This is a genomic window from Streptomyces antimicrobicus (assembly GCF_020532625.1).
Classification (GTDB): domain Bacteria; phylum Actinomycetota; class Actinomycetes; order Streptomycetales; family Streptomycetaceae; genus Streptomyces; species Streptomyces antimicrobicus.
In genome coordinates, this window is the sequence record NZ_JAJAUY010000024.1 from 16,977 (window position 1) to 31,598 (window position 14,622).

General features: G+C 75.3%; 12 protein-coding genes and 1 tRNA gene. 6 read left to right on the top strand and 7 right to left on the bottom strand.

All coding sequences use genetic code 11. The features are described 5' to 3' along the window. Window positions 1–6: 6 nt before the first annotated feature. Window positions 7–2,406: a malto-oligosyltrehalose synthase gene (gene treY, locus LG632_RS09270; RefSeq protein WP_226726414.1), complete on the top strand. Its 2,400-nt coding sequence runs from the start codon at window positions 7–9 to the stop codon at window positions 2,404–2,406. 158 nt (window positions 2,407–2,564) lie between these two features. On the opposite strand, the gene LG632_RS09275 is transcribed toward treY, so the two are convergent. Continuing rightward, window positions 2,565–3,434 (bottom strand): LysR family transcriptional regulator, encoded by an 870-nt coding sequence (locus LG632_RS09275; RefSeq protein ID WP_226726415.1) that lies wholly within the window; start codon window positions 3,432–3,434, stop codon window positions 2,565–2,567. 83 nt (window positions 3,435–3,517) lie between these two features. Between LG632_RS09275 and LG632_RS09280 the strand changes: the two genes are divergently transcribed. Both LG632_RS09280 and LG632_RS09285 read left to right on the top strand, forming a co-directional pair. Next, a complete protein-coding gene (locus tag LG632_RS09280) occupies window positions 3,518–5,149 on the top strand; it encodes an FAD-dependent oxidoreductase (RefSeq protein ID WP_226726416.1) in 1,632 nt (543 codons plus the stop codon). Between the two features lie 146 nt (window positions 5,150–5,295). Then, window positions 5,296–6,570, top strand: a complete 1,275-nt coding sequence (locus LG632_RS09285) for a M14 family zinc carboxypeptidase (RefSeq protein WP_226726417.1) — start codon at window positions 5,296–5,298, stop codon at window positions 6,568–6,570. Between the two features lie 162 nt (window positions 6,571–6,732). Here LG632_RS09285 and LG632_RS09290 read toward each other — a convergent pair whose 3' ends face one another. Next, window positions 6,733–7,287 (bottom strand): FHA domain-containing protein, encoded by a 555-nt coding sequence (locus LG632_RS09290; protein WP_226726418.1) that lies wholly within the window; start codon window positions 7,285–7,287, stop codon window positions 6,733–6,735. Window positions 7,288–7,398: 111 nt separating this feature from the next. Between LG632_RS09290 and treZ the strand changes: the two genes are divergently transcribed. Further along, window positions 7,399–9,153 carry a malto-oligosyltrehalose trehalohydrolase gene (treZ, locus tag LG632_RS09295; RefSeq protein ID WP_226726419.1) on the top strand — a complete coding sequence of 585 codons (1,755 nt, stop codon included), beginning with the start codon at window positions 7,399–7,401 and terminating at the stop codon, window positions 9,151–9,153. 444 nt (window positions 9,154–9,597) lie between these two features. Here treZ and LG632_RS09300 read toward each other — a convergent pair whose 3' ends face one another. The 4 genes from LG632_RS09300 to LG632_RS09315 all read right to left on the bottom strand — a co-directional run bounded on the left by LG632_RS09300 (window position 9,598) and on the right by LG632_RS09315 (window position 12,526). Then, on the bottom strand, window positions 9,598–10,521 hold the full coding sequence (locus tag LG632_RS09300; RefSeq protein ID WP_226726420.1) for a hypothetical protein: 924 nt from the start codon (window positions 10,519–10,521) through the stop codon (window positions 9,598–9,600). After that, window positions 10,518–11,096, bottom strand: coding sequence for a SigE family RNA polymerase sigma factor (locus tag LG632_RS09305; RefSeq protein WP_226726421.1), 579 nt, complete (start codon window positions 11,094–11,096; stop codon window positions 10,518–10,520). Before LG632_RS09305 ends, LG632_RS09300 begins: the two co-directional genes overlap by 4 nt. A 144-nt stretch (window positions 11,097–11,240) precedes the next feature. Further along, window positions 11,241–11,660 carry a hypothetical protein gene (locus tag LG632_RS09310; protein WP_226726422.1) on the bottom strand — a complete coding sequence of 140 codons (420 nt, stop codon included), beginning with the start codon at window positions 11,658–11,660 and terminating at the stop codon, window positions 11,241–11,243. Beyond that, the gene (locus LG632_RS09315; protein ID WP_226726423.1) at window positions 11,657–12,526 is read right to left on the bottom strand and encodes a LysR family transcriptional regulator; all 870 of its coding nucleotides are present in this window, start codon (window positions 12,524–12,526) and stop codon (window positions 11,657–11,659) included. Before LG632_RS09315 ends, LG632_RS09310 begins: the two co-directional genes overlap by 4 nt. Window positions 12,527–12,812: 286 nt before the next feature. Between LG632_RS09315 and LG632_RS09320 the strand changes: the two genes are divergently transcribed. Together LG632_RS09320 and LG632_RS09325 are read left to right on the top strand one after the other, a co-directional pair. Beyond that, entirely contained in the window at window positions 12,813–13,565 is a 753-nt protein-coding gene (locus LG632_RS09320) for a CTP synthase C-terminal region-related (seleno)protein (RefSeq protein ID WP_226726424.1), read from the top strand. Between the two features lie 113 nt (window positions 13,566–13,678). Next, window positions 13,679–13,751: transfer RNA gene (locus LG632_RS09325), tRNA-His, on the top strand. Between the two features lie 50 nt (window positions 13,752–13,801). Here the strand turns inward: LG632_RS09325 and LG632_RS09330 are convergent. Continuing rightward, window positions 13,802–14,521 carry a hypothetical protein gene (locus tag LG632_RS09330; RefSeq protein WP_226726425.1) on the bottom strand — a complete coding sequence of 240 codons (720 nt, stop codon included), beginning with the start codon at window positions 14,519–14,521 and terminating at the stop codon, window positions 13,802–13,804. Window positions 14,522–14,622: the final 101 nt, after the last annotated feature.

Here is a 14,622-nt window from a genome sequence, read left to right on the forward strand (position 1 = left end):
GTTCTCATGACCCCGCAGCACTCGAGCACCCACGCGCGCACCGACACCGGCCCGTCCACGGACCCCGAGGCAGGCGTCCGAGCAGGTCCCGCCGCGGGTTCGCGGCCGGACGGCGGGCGGCGGCCCGGCGCCACCTACCGGCTCCAGCTGCGCCCGGAATTCCCCTTCGCGGCGGCCGGGGCGGTCGTACCGTACCTCGCCTCGCTGGGCGTCACGCACCTGCACCTGTCGCCGGTGCTGGAGGCGGTGCCCGGCTCGGCGCACGGGTACGACGTGGTGGACCACACCCGGGTGCGGGAGGAACTCGGCGGTGAGGCGGGGCTGCGGGCGCTGTCCGCCACGGCCCGGCGGCACGGGCTCGGCCTGGTCCTGGACATCGTGCCCAACCACATGGCGGTGCCTTCGCCGCTGCGGCTCAACGGGCCGCTGTGGGAGGTGCTCCGGGCGGGGCCCGGCTCACCGTACGCGCGCTGGTTCGACATCGACTGGCCGGCGGGCGGCGGTCAGGTGCTGCTGCCGGTGCTGCCCGGACCGCTGGCGGACTGCGCGCCGCACGTGCGGGACGGCGTACTGGTCTGCGGGGGCCGGGAGTTCCCGCTGCGGGAGGGGACGGCCGGCTTGCCGATGCCGGAACTGCTGGCCCGGCAGTGGTACCGCCCGGCGTGGTGGCGGGAGGCCCGCACCGCCCTCAACTACCGGCGGTTCTTCACCATCGCCGAGCTGATCGGCGTGCGGATGGAGGACCCGGAGGTGTTCGCCGCGACGCACGGGAAGGTGCTGGAGCTGGTCCGGGACGGGGTGGCCGAGGGGCTGCGCATCGACCACGTGGACGGGCTGGCCGACCCCGGCGGATATCTGCGGCGACTGCGGCGGGAGGTGGGGGGCGAGTGCTGGGTGGTGGTGGAGAAGATCCTGGCCGAGCAGGAGCGACTGCCGTCCTCCTGGGCGGGATCGGTGGCGGGCACGACCGGCTACGACGCGCTGCGCCGCCTGGACGGGTTGTTCACGGACCCGCAGGGGGCGCGTGAACTGGCGCGGTCCTACGCCGAGTCCACCGGGCTGCCGGACTGGGAGGAGACGGCGGACGCGTGCGCCCGGGCGGTGCTCACGGTCGACCTGGCCGCCGAGCTGGCGACGCTCGGCCGGATGGCCGGAGCCGAACTGCTCCCGGCAGTCACTGAGTTGCTGATCGACTACCCGGTGTACCGGTCCTATCCGGACGATCCGGGCCCCTCGCCGGAGGCCGTACGCCGGGCCGAGTCCAGGGTGGCGGCGCGGGACCTGGACGCCGTGGCCCGACTGCTGGGTTCCGACGGCGCGTTCGCGGCCCGCTTCGCGCAGACCTCGGCGGCGCTGCGCGCCAAGTCGCTGGAGGACCGGGCGTTCTACCGGTACGCCCCGCTGCTGTCGGCGAACGAGGTGGGCGGCGAACCGGGGCGGCCGGCGGTGCCGGTCGAGGAGTTCCACGCGTACTGCGCCCGGATCGAGCGGGACTGGCCGGCCACGGGCACGGTGCTCTCCACCCACGACACCAAGCGCAGCGCGGACGTCCGCGCCCGCATCGCGGCCCTGTCGCAGGACCCGGCGGCGATGGGCCGGCCGGCGGGCGCGGACCCGCAGCTCGCCTGGGTGGCCCGGCAGACCTCCCTCGGCCTCGGCCCGGCGCCGGACCGCGAGCCGCGGCTGACGGAGGCGCTGCTGAAGTCGGTGCGCGAGGCCGCGCTGCGCACCAGCTGGACCGAACCCGACGAGGCGTACGAGGAGCAGGTCGGCGCCCACGTCCCGGCCGAGGCCGAGCTCCCGGAGCACCTGGCGGAGGCGGCCCGGGTCACCATGCTGGGCCTGACACTGCTGCACCTGACCATGCCGGGGGTTCCGGAGGTCTACCAGGGCTGCGAGACCGACTGCCGGACCCTGGTCGACCCCGACAACCGCCGCCCGGTCCGGTTCCCCGAGGAGGCGCTCGCCCGGCTGTCCGCCGGGGCGGCACCGGCCGGGCCGGCCGAGGAGAAGCTGGCGCTGACGACGGCCCTGCTGCGGCTGCGCCGCGACCGGCCTGAGCTGTTCACCGACTACGTCCCGCTGGCGGCCCGGGGCCCGGCGGCGGACCACCTGGTGGCCTACGGCCGGGGTGTGTCGGGCGGGCATGGCGGGCATGGCGGGCCGGGCGAGGCAGGCGAGGCTGGCGAGGCGGGCGGGCCGGGTCTGGTGGCGGTGGCGACCCGGCTGTCGTACCGGCTGGACCGCGCGGGCGGCTGGGGCCCCACGGTGCTCCCGCTGCCCCCGGGCGACTGGTCCCCCCTCCTCGGGCCGCCCGGTGCCCGGCACCGGGGCGAGGTCGCGGTCGCCGAGCTGCTGCGCACCGCGCCGGTGACGCTGCTGCTGCGGCGGGGGACGGGCGGGTGAGGGGCAGCGGTGAGCGTCGCGAGTGAGGCGGCGGGTGGACCTGACGGGTGGCGGTGAGGCGGCGGGCGGCAGGAGAGGCAGCGGGCCTGGTGGGGGGACCTGGCGGGGGGACGGGGCCTGGGGCGAGCCGGCACGGCGGCAAGGCGACCGACCACCCGTCAGGAAGTGAGCAGGTCGGCGAACGCCCGCGCCGCGCCGGTCAGTTCGACGCGGGAGAACAGGGCCAGTTCACGGCTCCAGGGCGGGTCCACGGAGAGCAGCACGCAGTCCTCGCCCAGCGCCCCGCGCACCATGTGGGAGGGGACCGCGACGATGCCGACGCCCGCCGCGGCCATCCGTACCGCCGACGTGGTGTGCTCGGTCCGGACCGCCGTGCGCGGCACGAACCCGGCCGCGCCACAGGCCCAGTCGAGGAACGGCCGGCCGTCGACCTCCGGCTCCATGGCGCAGCGGATCCAGGGCCGGTCCGCGAGTTCCTCCAGCCGTACCACCGACCGGCCCGCGAGGGGGTCGTCGAAGGGGACCGCCAGGACGATCTCCTCCGTTCCGAGCGGGACCAGCGGACCGGCCCAGCAGGCGGGCCGCGGCCCGACCGCGAGGTCGGCGACGCCGCGTTCGAGTTGCTCCTCCAACGCCTGCGTGGAGGGATACTCCCGCAGCACCAGCGCGACCCCCGGGTGGAGCCGGCGCCAGCGGGCGAACACCGGCGGCAGCAGGCCCACGGCGAGGGCGTGCACGGTGGCGACGTGCAGCTCGCCGCCCTCCGCGCCGGCCGCGGCGCGGGCCGCCCGCTCGGCCTGACGGGCGCTGCGGACGGCGCGTTCGGCGTGCGGCAGGAACGCCCGGCCCATGGCGGTCAGCCGGACCCCGCGCGTCATCCGTTCCAGCAGTTCGCCCCCCACGCTGCGCTCCAGGGCTTTGATCTGGTGCGAGAGGGCGGGCTGGGTGACGTGCAGGGCCTCGGCGGCGCGGGTGAAGGAGGACTCCTCGACGACGGTCAGGAAGTACTCCATCTGGCGCAGGCTCATGGCCGCCACCATAAACAGCGTGCATGGGAGCGACAAGATCATTGCCTTGGACCTGTGCCCGGCCCACGCCGCACGGTAGAGCCATGGACACCGCGACCCCGACGAACACCACGAGCACCCGGACCTCCACCTCCACCCGGACCTCCACCTCCACCCGGGACTCCATCCCCACCCGGAACTCCACCCCCACGCCCGCCCACCCCGACGTCGTGGTCATCGGCGGCGGCACCGGCGGATACAGCACCGCCCTGCGGGCCGCCGCGCTCGGCCTGGAGGTGGTGCTGGTCGAGCGGGACAAGGTCGGCGGGACCTGCCTGCACCGGGGCTGCATCCCGAGCAAGGCGATGCTGCACGCCGCCGAACTCGTCGACGGCATCGCCGAAGCCCGCGAACGCTGGGGCGTCGAGGCGCACGTGGGCTCGGTGGACTGGGCGGCGCTGACGGCCACCCGGGACGACATCGTGGCCCGCAACCACAAGGGTGTCGAGGCCCATCTGCGGCACGCCGGAGTCCATGTGGTCGCCGCGAGCGCGCGGCTGACCGGGCCGCGGTCCGTACGGACGGACGACGGCCGCGAGTTCACCGCCCGGCGCGGGATCGTCCTGGCCACCGGGTCCCGCCCGCGGGTGCTGCCCGGGCTGGAACCCGACGGCCACACCGTCGTAACCAGCGACGACGCCCTGTTCGCGACGGGGCTGCCGGCGTCGGTGCTGGTGCTGGGCGGTGGGGCGATCGGTGTGGAGTACGCCTCCTTCCACCGCTCCATGGGCGCCGAGGTGACCCTCGTCGAGGCCGCGGACCGGCTGCTTCCGCTGGAGGACGCCGACGTGTCGCGGCACGTGGCGCGCGGCTTGAAGAAGCGGGGCATCGACGTCCTGACGGGCGCGCGCCTGGAGTCGGCCACGGTCGGCCGGTCGAGGGTGCCCGGGGTGTCCGGTGCGCCTGGGGCATCCGGTGTGCCCGGGGCATCCGGGATGTCCGGGGTGTCGGGGGTGTCCGGGGTGTCGGGGGTGTCGGGCCCGGGCGGCGGGTCCGGCGCAGGGGTCCTTGCGGCCGTCCGTACCCCGCGCGGCGAGGTGCGGCAGATCGCCGCCGAACGGCTGCTGGTGGCGGTGGGCCGGGTGCCGGTGACCGACGGGCTGGACCTGGCCGCGGCGGGGCTGACCACCGACGAACGGGGCTTCGTGGCACCGGCCGACTGGTCGCGGCTGGAGACCCCGGTCCCGGGCGTCCACGTCGTGGGCGACCTGCTGCCGCCGCCCTCGCTGGGACTGGCGCACGCGTCGTTCGCGGAGGGGCTGCTGGTGGCCGAGGTCTTGGCGGGGGTCCCGACCGTGCCGGTGGACTACGCGGCGGTGCCCCGGGTGACGTACTCCTCGCCGCAGACCGCCTCCGTGGGCCTCAGCGAGGCGGAGGCGCGGGGCCGGGCGTACGACGTGGTCGTCAACTCCCTGCCACTGACGGCCGTCGCCAAGGGGATGGTGCACGGGCAGGGCGGCACGGTGAAGGTCGTCGCGGAGCGGAACGGGCGCGTCCTCGGGGTGCACCTGGTCGGCCCGCACGTGTCGGAGATGATCGCCGAGAGCCAGCTCGTGGTGGGCTGGGACGCCGAACCGTCCGACGTGGCCCACCACATCCACGCCCACCCGACCTTGTCGGAGGCCGTGGGCGAGGCCTTCTTGACCCTGGCCGGCCGCGGCCTGCACCAGCAGTAGGCCGACACGAGCAGAAGCCGGTCGTCACCGAGGCCGACGCCCGGCACCCGTTCCGGGGCGCGGACGGCAGCCCTGCGGGTCGGGGGCGGGGGACGAGGTCGGGGGTGGTAGCAGTACGAGGCCCGTGCGGCGGGCAAAGCATCACCGTGACCCTCTTCCGTGACACCCGCTACCCCACCCCGCACGAACTCGCCCTGGCCGGTCGCGCGCTGGCCGACGAGCACCCGGGGCTGGTCCGGCTCCGCCGGGCCGGGACCTCCCGGGGCGGGCGGCCGCTGTGGCTGCTGTCGGTCGGGGCGGACTCCTCCGGCGGCCGCAACGTCCTGGTCGTCGCCGGGGCCCACGCCAACGAACCGGTCGCCGGTGCCACCGCCCTCTCCCTGGCCCGCCGGGTCATCCACGAGCCGGCGCGCCGGGACGGCTGCGGCTGGCACCTGCTGCTGTGCGCCGATCCGGACGGCGCGGCCCTGCACCGCACGCCCCGGCCGTACTCGCTGCTCGACTACCACCGGCACTTCTTCCGCCCGCGCGGTCCCGAACAGCCCGAGTGGGCGCCGTCGCTCCTGCCCCCGGACCGGCTGCCGCCGGAGACGCTGGTCCTCACCGCGCTGATCGACGAGCTGCGCCCGCTGCTCCAGGTCTCGCTGCACGGCACCGACCTCGGCGGCAGCTGGGTCCAGCTGACCCGGGACATCCCGGGGCTGGCCGAGCCGTTCGCGAAGTCTGCGGCGGAGCTGCGGATCCCGGTGGAGACCGGAGCCTCGGACGCCGCCGGCTGGCCCTCGCCCGGACCCGGCATCTTCGTGATGCCGCAACGGGGCTCGGAAGCGGCCGGGGCGTTCCACGCGGAGGACACCCGGCTGAGCACCTGGTACCACGCCCACCGCTACGACGGGACGACCGCCGTCGTCGAAGCCCCGATGTGGGCGAGCGACCTGGTGGACGACCCGGCGCCGCACCCCGACCCCCGGCGCGCGCTGGCGGACCTGGCCCGCCGGCTCGCCGAGGAGTCCGGGCAGGTGGCCCGGGTGCTGGCCGCGAGCCGCTCCGGGCTGCCGGAGGGCGACGAGGCACTCGCCGGGCCGCTGCTCCGGGCGGTGGACTGGACGCTGGAGCTGATCCCCCGCATCACGGAGGCGTGGACGGGGGACGAGGTGCCGGCGGAGGCGACCGCCGCGTACGTGGGCAGCATCGACGCCTTCGGGCGCCGGCTGCCGCTGCGCGCCGCGGCGATGCTGCTACGGGTGCTGCGCGCGGCCGGGCATGCGGCCGCGCCGGAGCTGGAGCGGCTGGTGACGGTGTGGTGCGCGGCGTTCGAGGACCGCTTCCGGGCCCGCTGGGTCCCGGTGGCCACCCAGGTGGAACACCAGTCCCGCACGGTCCTGGCCACCTACAGCCGCCTCACGGCCCTCACCGGATGACGCCACCACCCCCACCAGCCCGACCACCCGCACCACCACGACCCTCAAGGCCCGAAAACCGGTCCCACGATCCCAGGCGCGCCGAGTCGCCAGCACATGAGCCGTCGGCACGCGGGTCCGGCCGCCCCGTCGCCGCGTCACCCGGTCGGCGTCGTGCGGTCCTCAGTGGGTGGAGAGGCGGAAGACGACGCGGCCGAAGCCGACCTGGTCGCCCTCCCGGACGACGGCGGTGCCGGTGACGCGGCGGCCGTTGACCGTGGTGCCGTTGGTGGAACCGAGGTCCTTGAGCACCCACAGCCCGTCGCGCAGGCTCAGTTCGGCGTGGGCGCGGGAGACGGTCTCGTGGGTGAGCCGCAGTCCGTTGCCCGGGTCCCGGCCGATCCGCAGGGGCTCGGCGCTGGGCTGGGGCAGCAGCAGCTTGGGCAGCCGCTCGGCGTTCCAGGCCCGGCGGATGCCGACGGTCACGGCGGAGACCCTGCCCACCCAGCCGAACAGCCGCCGCGACCAGGCCCCTTCGGCGGGGACGAGGTCGGCGGTGAGGACCGCCAGGTCCTCGGAACGCCGGGCGACCAGGGCCAGTTCCATGCGGCGCAAGAAGGTGTCCTGCGACAGGCGGCCCTGGGCCGCGCCCTCCCGGAGCAGGCCGAGCGCCCGGTCGCGCTCGGCGTCGGTGAGCCGCGGCGCGGGATGCACGGGAAACTCGAAACTGGACGTCACAGGGTGATTGTCGGGCCGACCTGCCCGAACTGTCCAGAACTCCCCCGCCGGGCCAGGGATGATGGGCCACGCCAGGTCCGCTGGGCACCGCTTGCCACGAGGGGAACGTCCGTGCAGTTCGAGGTGTGGGCACCACAGGCACAACAGGTCGCGCTGCGGCTGAGGGACGACACGCACCGCATGGTGCCCGACGGGGAACGCGACGGCTGGTGGGTCGTCTCGGCCCCCGCCGCCGACGGGGACCGCTACGGCTTCCTGCTCGACGACGACCCGGTCCCCCGGCCCGACCCGCGCGGACGAAGGCTGCCGGACGGCCCCGAGGGGCTCTCGGCGGTCGTGGACGTGGCGGCGCTCGTGCCACCGGAGCGGCAGTGGCCGGTCCCGCGCACGCCGTTGCAGGACGCCGTCCTGTACGAGCTCCACATCGGCACCTTCACCCCCGAGGGCACGTTCGACGCGGCCGCCGCGCAGCTGCCGCACCTGGTCTCCCTCGGCGTCACGCACGTCGAGCTGATGCCGGTCTGCCCGTTCCCCGGCCGACACGGCTGGGGGTACGACGGCGTAGCACCGTGGGCGGTCCACGAGCCGTACGGCGGCCCGGCCGGCCTCGCCCGCTTCGTGGAGGCCGCCCACGGGCACGGCCTGGGCGTGGTCCTGGACGTGGTCCACAACCACCTCGGTCCCTCCGGCAACCACCTGCCCGCCTTCGGCCCGTACTTCACCGACACCCACCGCACCCCGTGGGGCGCCGCCGTGAACCTGGACGCCCCCGGCTCCGACGAGGTCCGCTCCTACTTCCTGGGCAGCGCCCTGGCCTGGCTGCGCGACTACCGCGTCGACGGACTACGGCTGGACGCCGTGCACGCGCTGGCCGACGGGCGGGCCCTGACCTTCTTGGAGGAACTCGCGGCGGCCGTGGACGAGCTGTCGGCCGAGGCCGGCCGGCCGATGTTCCTGATCGCCGAGTCCGACCAGTGCGACCCGCGCACCGTCACCCCGCGCGCCGCCGGCGGGCTGGGCCTGCACGCACAGTGGAACGACGACTTCCACCACGCCCTGCACTGCGCCCTGACCGGCGAATCCCAGGGCTACTACGCCGACTTCGCCCGCGCTCCGCTGGCGGCCCTCGCCAAGACCATGACCCGGGCCTTCTACCACGACGGCACCTGGTCCTCCTTCCGCGGCCGTACCCACGGCCGCCCTGTCGACCGGCGGCGGACCCCCGCCCACCGCTTCCTCGGCTACAGCCAGACCCACGACCAGATCGGCAACCGGGCCCGAGGCGACCGGCTGTCCTCCTCCCTCTCCCCCGGTCTGCTGGCCTGCGCCGCCGCGCTGGTGCTGACCGGGCCGTTCGTGCCCATGCTGTTCATGGGCGAGGAATGGGGTGCCTCCACCCCCTGGCAGTACTTCACCGACCATCCGGACCCCGAGCTCGCCGAGGCGGTCCGCACCGGCCGCCGCCGGGAGTTCGCCGCCCACGGCTGGCGCGCGGAGGACGTCCCCGACCCGCAGGACCCGGCCACCCGGGAACGCTCCTGCCTGGACTGGTCGGAACGGGAGAAGACGCCCCACGCCCGGCTGCTGGAGTGGTACCGCACCCTGATCCGGCTCCGCCGCACCCAGCCGGACCTGCGCGACCCGGACCTGGCGGCCGTACGGATCGCCTACGACGAGGAACGCCGCTGGGTGACCTTCCGCCGCGGTGACCTCCGCGTCGTGGCCAACTTCTCGGCCGAGCCCCACACCGTCGCGCTGGGCCGCAACGGGGTACGCGTCCTCGCCGCCTGGGAGCCCGTCGCCCACCCGGACCCCACCGGCCGGCTCCACGTACCGGCGGAGTCGGTGGTGGTCCTGGGCCCGTAGCGGCCGCGGACGGGAGCCGCGCCGCGGCCTCGCCGGCCTCGCCGCCACGGCCTCGCCGCCACGGCTGCTGCGGCTGCGGCTCCTGCAGGCTGCGGCTCCTGCGACCGCCCCGGGCCGGGTCTGACCGCCCCTGGCCGCGTCTCGGCCAGCTGCTGGCCGCTCCCGCTGGCCGGCCCTTGTCGGCTCCGGGCCGGACCTCGGCCGACCCTTACCGACTCCGGGCCGGAGCTCGGCTGCTCCTGCCCGCCCCTCACCGGCTCCGAGCCAGAGCTCGCCCGCCCCCCACCGGCTCCCGCCCGGCTCCTGGCCGACCCCCGCCCAGCTCCTGCCGACTCCCCCCCCACTCCTGGGAGGAGCCGGCCCCCTTCGAGGAAGGCGAGCGCGGAGCGGCCGGGAGTGGGCGCGGCGGCCCGGGGTACCCCTGTGCCCCCGGGTCGCCGCGCGTCAGGAGGAGTCCTGCTGCGGACCGCCGTCAGGTGCGGAGTCGTAGATCAGTACGCCCTTGGCGTCGTACCCCCGGAGCCGGGGCGGCGCGGGGTCGGAGCGCTCGGATATGCCCGTCACCGCGTACCGGCCGCCTTGCACGCCGGCCTGGACCATCGTCCCGCCGTAGCTGACCGTCACCTGGCTGACCTCCGGGGCGACCGTCCCGAAGTCGCCCCACCGGTACGCGGGCCTGCTGGACCCGGCCGTCGCCGATGCCGGCTGCTGCCACAGCTTCGAGGCATGGGGGTCGCGCGCCACCAGGGGGCTGTTCTCGTCGCGCTGCCCGCCCTGGCCGCCTATGAAGGCGGTCACCCGGCCGTCGCTGACCCGGCACAGCACGGCCGTCTGCGGATAGTCGTCCTTGGCCGCCACGACCCAGTGACCGCCGCCCGGCGCCTCTTCGTCGGCCGCGGCCCGCTGCGACAGCACGATGCGCATGTCCGAGAGCCGCACGGGGTGCCACTCCTCACCGGGTGTTCTGTGCTCTTCCTTGAAGCGCAGGCAGCTGTCGACCCAGGAGGCCGCCTGGTCGTACGTCACGCCGTCGGCCAGCAGCTCCGGCGACGCCGGAGGGCTGGGGACGTGCACCGGCGCGCTGCTCGTGGTCGCGGGCGAACCCGAGGCCATCGCCACATAACGCGCGGGGCTGTCCTCGTCCTGGCCGCCCGACGCGAGCGTCAGGGCGACCGCCGGTATGCCGGCGAGCCCACCGAGCACCACCAAGGCCGCTGCCGTCGCCGCCAACTGTCGGCAGCGCTCCTGCCGTCCCCGGCGGACGATGTCGGTCACCGGTGCCTGCCCCGGCCGGACCGCCTCGGCGTCCTCGGCCAGCATCCTGCGCAGGCGGGCCTCCAGGACGGAATCCTGCTCCTGCTCGATCATGACGTCGCTCCTTGCATGCCACGCGCACCGCGCCAGGCGGGCGCTGCGCCCGCGCGCACGGGTCCTTCGACGATCTGGGCCAGCCCCGGGCAGGCCCTCAGCTTGGCCAGGGCCTTGGCGGCCTGGCTCTTCACGGTCCCCGGGGAGCAGCCCAGGGCGTCCGCCACCTCCGCCTCCGAGAGGTCCTCCCAGTACCGGAGGACCACCACGGCCCGCTGGCGGGCGGGCAGGGTGGCCAGCGCCGCCATGAGCGCGTTGCGCTCGTCCGCCCAGGCGGCCGCCGGGTCGGGCGCCGATCTCTCGGGCGGGGCAGCGGTGAGCCGTTCGGTGACGCGGCGTTTGCGGAACCGGTCGTTGTTGCAACTCACTAACATCCGGCGGACGTACGCCTCCGGGTGGTCGGTGCGGCAGACTCGCCGCCACGACCGGTACGCCTTGGCCAATGCTGTCTGGGCGAGGTCCTCCGCGTCGTGCGGATTGCCCGTCAGCAGGTATGCGGTGCGCACCAGGTGCTGCCACCGTGCCCTGACGAACGCCTGGAACTCCGCCTCGTCCTCCTGCTTCTGCGTCTGCATCTCACACCCCCTCGACCCCTCCAGACCACCGGTCTTGAGAATTCGGTTGCCTGGAGTTCGCCGGGAATCCGGAGGATGGCGAGGGAGGTACGCCGTACGCCCTGTGGTCGGCGGTCCTCGTCCGCCACCTGCCCTGCGCCGGGCTCAGGCACTACCGCGCCGGGCCTGACGGTCCAGGTAGGCGACCAGGCGGGTTTCCGAGCGGAGGAGCCGAGCTCGCTGCTCGGAAGGAAGCACAGCGAGTGCGTCGACGAGGACCTGCTCACGCGGAATGTGAACCAGGTGGCTCACGTAGACGCGGCAGACCGGGCACCAAGCGAAGGCGATGCATCGCTCGAACATGGACGATTCGGGCGGGTGGAAGCGGTACTGGTACGAGCGGACGAGAGCTCCGCAGGCGGCGCAGACCCGTCGATCGTCGCGCGCCACCGTGTGCCAGGTGGCATCTTTTCGCCAGCTGTCGTGCGGCCGGCGCTGCTCTTCAGGCCCCCGAAACGCCTTCTGCGGTCCGACGGACCGGCTCGGATGCTCGGCCGGGCGACGGGGTCGCATTCCGCTGCTCACGCTCCCGTCGTCAGGCGGTGGGCCAAGGCTGTGGCCGGGGGTGTCGGGGTGTGGGGGGTGAGGAGTTCCGTGCGGTGGACCAGGCGCGGGGTGGAGAGGGGGACGGCTACCGCCGGCGGGGGCACCGAGGCCGCTGCGCGGTGGGGAAGCAGGGTCAGGCCGTGGCCCGCCGCGCTCAGGGCGTACAGGGTCTGGAGGTCGGTGCCGTCGTAGCGCAGGGACGGCCTGCAACCGGGCATGCCCAGGGCCGCGCGGACGGCCGGCAGCGGGATGCCGGCCTCGGGGGCGTCCAGCCAGCGAGCGTCGCCGAGGTCGGCCAGGCGCAGCGCGGACCGGCCGGCCAGGGGGTGGCCGGCGGGCAGGAGCACCGCGAGCTCGTCCTCGCCGACCCCGGTGACCGTCAGCGGGGCGACGTCCGGCAGCCGGAGCGGGTCGCTGGGCGCGGCGAGCCCGTCGACGAGCCCGAGGTCGACCGCGCCGGTCGCGACCGCGGCCGGGATCTCCGCCCGGGGCATGACGCGCAGCGTCACGCCGGTCGCGGGCAGGGCGGTGAGCGTCCGGGGGCCGAGGGCGAGCGGCGACGCGGCCAGGGTGATCCGCTCCGGCGGCGCGACGGCCAGCCGGGCCACGTCGGCCCGCGCCGCGTCGAGCCGCAGCAGCAGCGGACCGGCGTGTTCCAGCAGCCGTGCCCCCGCCGCCGTCGGCCGTACCGGGCGCCGGGTGAGCAACTCGGTGCGCAGGTCGCCCTCCAGGGCGGCGATGTGCTGCGAGACGGCGGACTGGGTGTACCCGAGGTCGCGGGCGGCGCCGGAGAACGACCCCAGCCGCGCCACGGCGACGAACGTACGGAGCAGGTGCGGGTCCATCCCTTCAGGATGCCTTCCCGCGTCCGTCATCCCTTCCTTCCCCTCCCCCGCCCCTGCCCCCTCCCACGCCCCTCCCCCGCCCCTGCCCCCTCCCACGCCCCTCCTCCCCCTCCCCCTCCCACGCCCCTCCTCCCCCGCCTCTCCTCCTCAGCCGCCCCACTCCCTCTCCCCCTCTCCTTCCCTCCCCTCCCTCCCCCGGCCCTCCCCGCCGGCATCAGCGATGCTTATCGACCCACCGGAAACAATCGTTGGCGCTGAACCACCCCCGCCCGCCACCATGATCCGCATGACCACCGCACACGTAGCCAAGGTCGCCCTCGTCGGTGACCGTTCGCCCCATGTCGCCTCGCACACCCGGATCCCCGGCCTCCTCGACGCCCTCGCCGAGCGGGACGGGCTCGTGCTCGACGCCTACTGGATTCCGACCCCCGACGCCGCGACCGAGCCGCTCGACGGGTTCGACGCCGTCTGGGTGCTGCCCGGCAGTCCGTACGTCAGTGAGGCCGGAGCCGTTGCCGCCGTGCGGGTCGCGCGGGAGCGGGGGATCCCCTTCCTCGGGACCTGCGGCGGGTTCCAGCACACGCTGCTCGAGTACGCCCGCCACGTCTGCGGGATCACCGACGCCCGGCACGCCGAGAACGAGCCCGGGGCCCCCGACCCGCTGATCGCCCCGCTCGCCTGTTCGCTCGTCGGGCACGAGGGCCTCGTCCACGCCGCGGCCGGTTCGCTCGCCGAGGCCGTGCTCGGGGCCGAGCGGTCCACCGAGCGGTACCACTGCAATTACGGGCCCGTCGAACGGCACCTTCCGGTGCTCGTCGAGCACGGGCTGCGGCTGTCCGGCCACGACGAGGACGGGCAGGTGCGGATCGTGGAGCTGCCGGGGCACCCGTTCTTCCTCGCCACGCTCTTCCAGCCCGAGCTGTACGGGGACGGGTCCCGGCCGCACCCGATCGTCCGGGCGCTGGCCACCGCGGCTGTGGAGCACGCGGCGGGCCGGCAGCCCAGCGCCGCTGCGAGCGCCGGCCACTCGCCCCGCTGAACGCCGGGCGTGCCGGGCGGCCCTCCCGCCGCCCGGTATCCCGTCGCAGGGCAGTCCCGCTGATCCGCTATGCTGTGCGTGCACATCGAACGGGTGGTCCGCCGCCCGTCGCGGTGGGTGTAGCTCAGCTGGTAGAGCACCTGGTTGTGGTCCAGGTGGTCGCGGGTTCGAGTCCCGTCACTCACCCTGTGGTCCCGTGGGGGGTACGAGGTTTCCTCGTGCCCCCCACGGGCTTTTCACGCCAGCGGACCCGTCCGCTCCGGACCCGTCCCCGCCAGACCCGTCCGCTCCGGACCCGTCCCCGCCAGGCCCGTCCCCGCCAGACCCGTCCGCTCCAGCGTGCGCAGCATCGCCGGGAGGTCCCGGGCCGCGGCCGGGGAGTCGCCGACGACGGCACGCAGCGCGGCCGGGGTGAGCCGGTAGGACTCGGCCGCCGTCACCAGTTCCTCGGCGCGGTCGGCCACCTTGCCCCAGTCCTGATCGTCGTACGCCACGTCCCGCAGCAGGTCCGAACGGTCCACGAAACGGCTCATGCCGCAGTCCAGGCCGTCGTCGCTCAGGTCCGCGGGGTACGGGGCCCGGCCCCAGGCGCCGTCCTCGTACCAGTAGATGCAGCCCAGCTCCCAACCTTCGAGGAGGTCGCGCAGGCGGTCGTGCGGCAGCCAGTCCGGCGCGGTGGCCAGCATGTCGATGGGCGGCTCGTGCCACTTGACGGCGCTCGACTCGTCCTCGCCGTAGAGGACGAAGCGGCCCTCGCCCACCCGGGAGAGGGTCCACCAGGTGCAGCCGCAGTCGTCGAGCCGCAGGCCGGTGTCGTCGATCCAGTGGCCGGTGCGGCGGCCGCCGCGCTCCTCGTCGGCGGCGGTGGCCCGCAGCACGGCGACCAGCCCCCAGCGGGCCCACAGCAGCTCCGGAGCGGGCAGGTCCTGCGGACGTCCCGGTCGGGCGATGGTCATGCGCTCTCTCCCCCAGCGTGCGGCCCCGTCCGCGCCGGCGCGGACGGGGCGTGCCTCGTCACCGGCGGTGCGGTCCTCCGGACCGCCGGCGTGTTCCTGTG

What these genes read in the sequence shown, in the direction of transcription:
- LG632_RS09280 (WP_226726416.1), top strand. Translation starts at nt 3,518, where the DNA reads ATGGACACCGCGACCCCGACGAACACCACGAGCACCCGGACCTCCACC.
- LG632_RS09315 (WP_226726423.1), bottom strand. Translation starts at nt 12,526, where the DNA reads ATGGACCCGCACCTGCTCCGTACGTTCGTCGCCGTGGCGCGGCTGGGG.
- treY (WP_226726414.1), top strand. Translation starts at nt 7, where the DNA reads ATGACCCCGCAGCACTCGAGCACCCACGCGCGCACCGACACCGGCCCG.
- LG632_RS09275 (WP_226726415.1), bottom strand. Translation starts at nt 3,434, where the DNA reads ATGAGCCTGCGCCAGATGGAGTACTTCCTGACCGTCGTCGAGGAGTCC.
- LG632_RS09320 (WP_226726424.1), top strand. Translation starts at nt 12,813, where the DNA reads ATGACCACCGCACACGTAGCCAAGGTCGCCCTCGTCGGTGACCGTTCG.
- LG632_RS09305 (WP_226726421.1), bottom strand. Translation starts at nt 11,096, where the DNA reads ATGCAGACGCAGAAGCAGGAGGACGAGGCGGAGTTCCAGGCGTTCGTC.
- LG632_RS09330 (WP_226726425.1), bottom strand. Translation starts at nt 14,521, where the DNA reads ATGACCATCGCCCGACCGGGACGTCCGCAGGACCTGCCCGCTCCGGAG.
- LG632_RS09300 (WP_226726420.1), bottom strand. Translation starts at nt 10,521, where the DNA reads ATGATCGAGCAGGAGCAGGATTCCGTCCTGGAGGCCCGCCTGCGCAGG.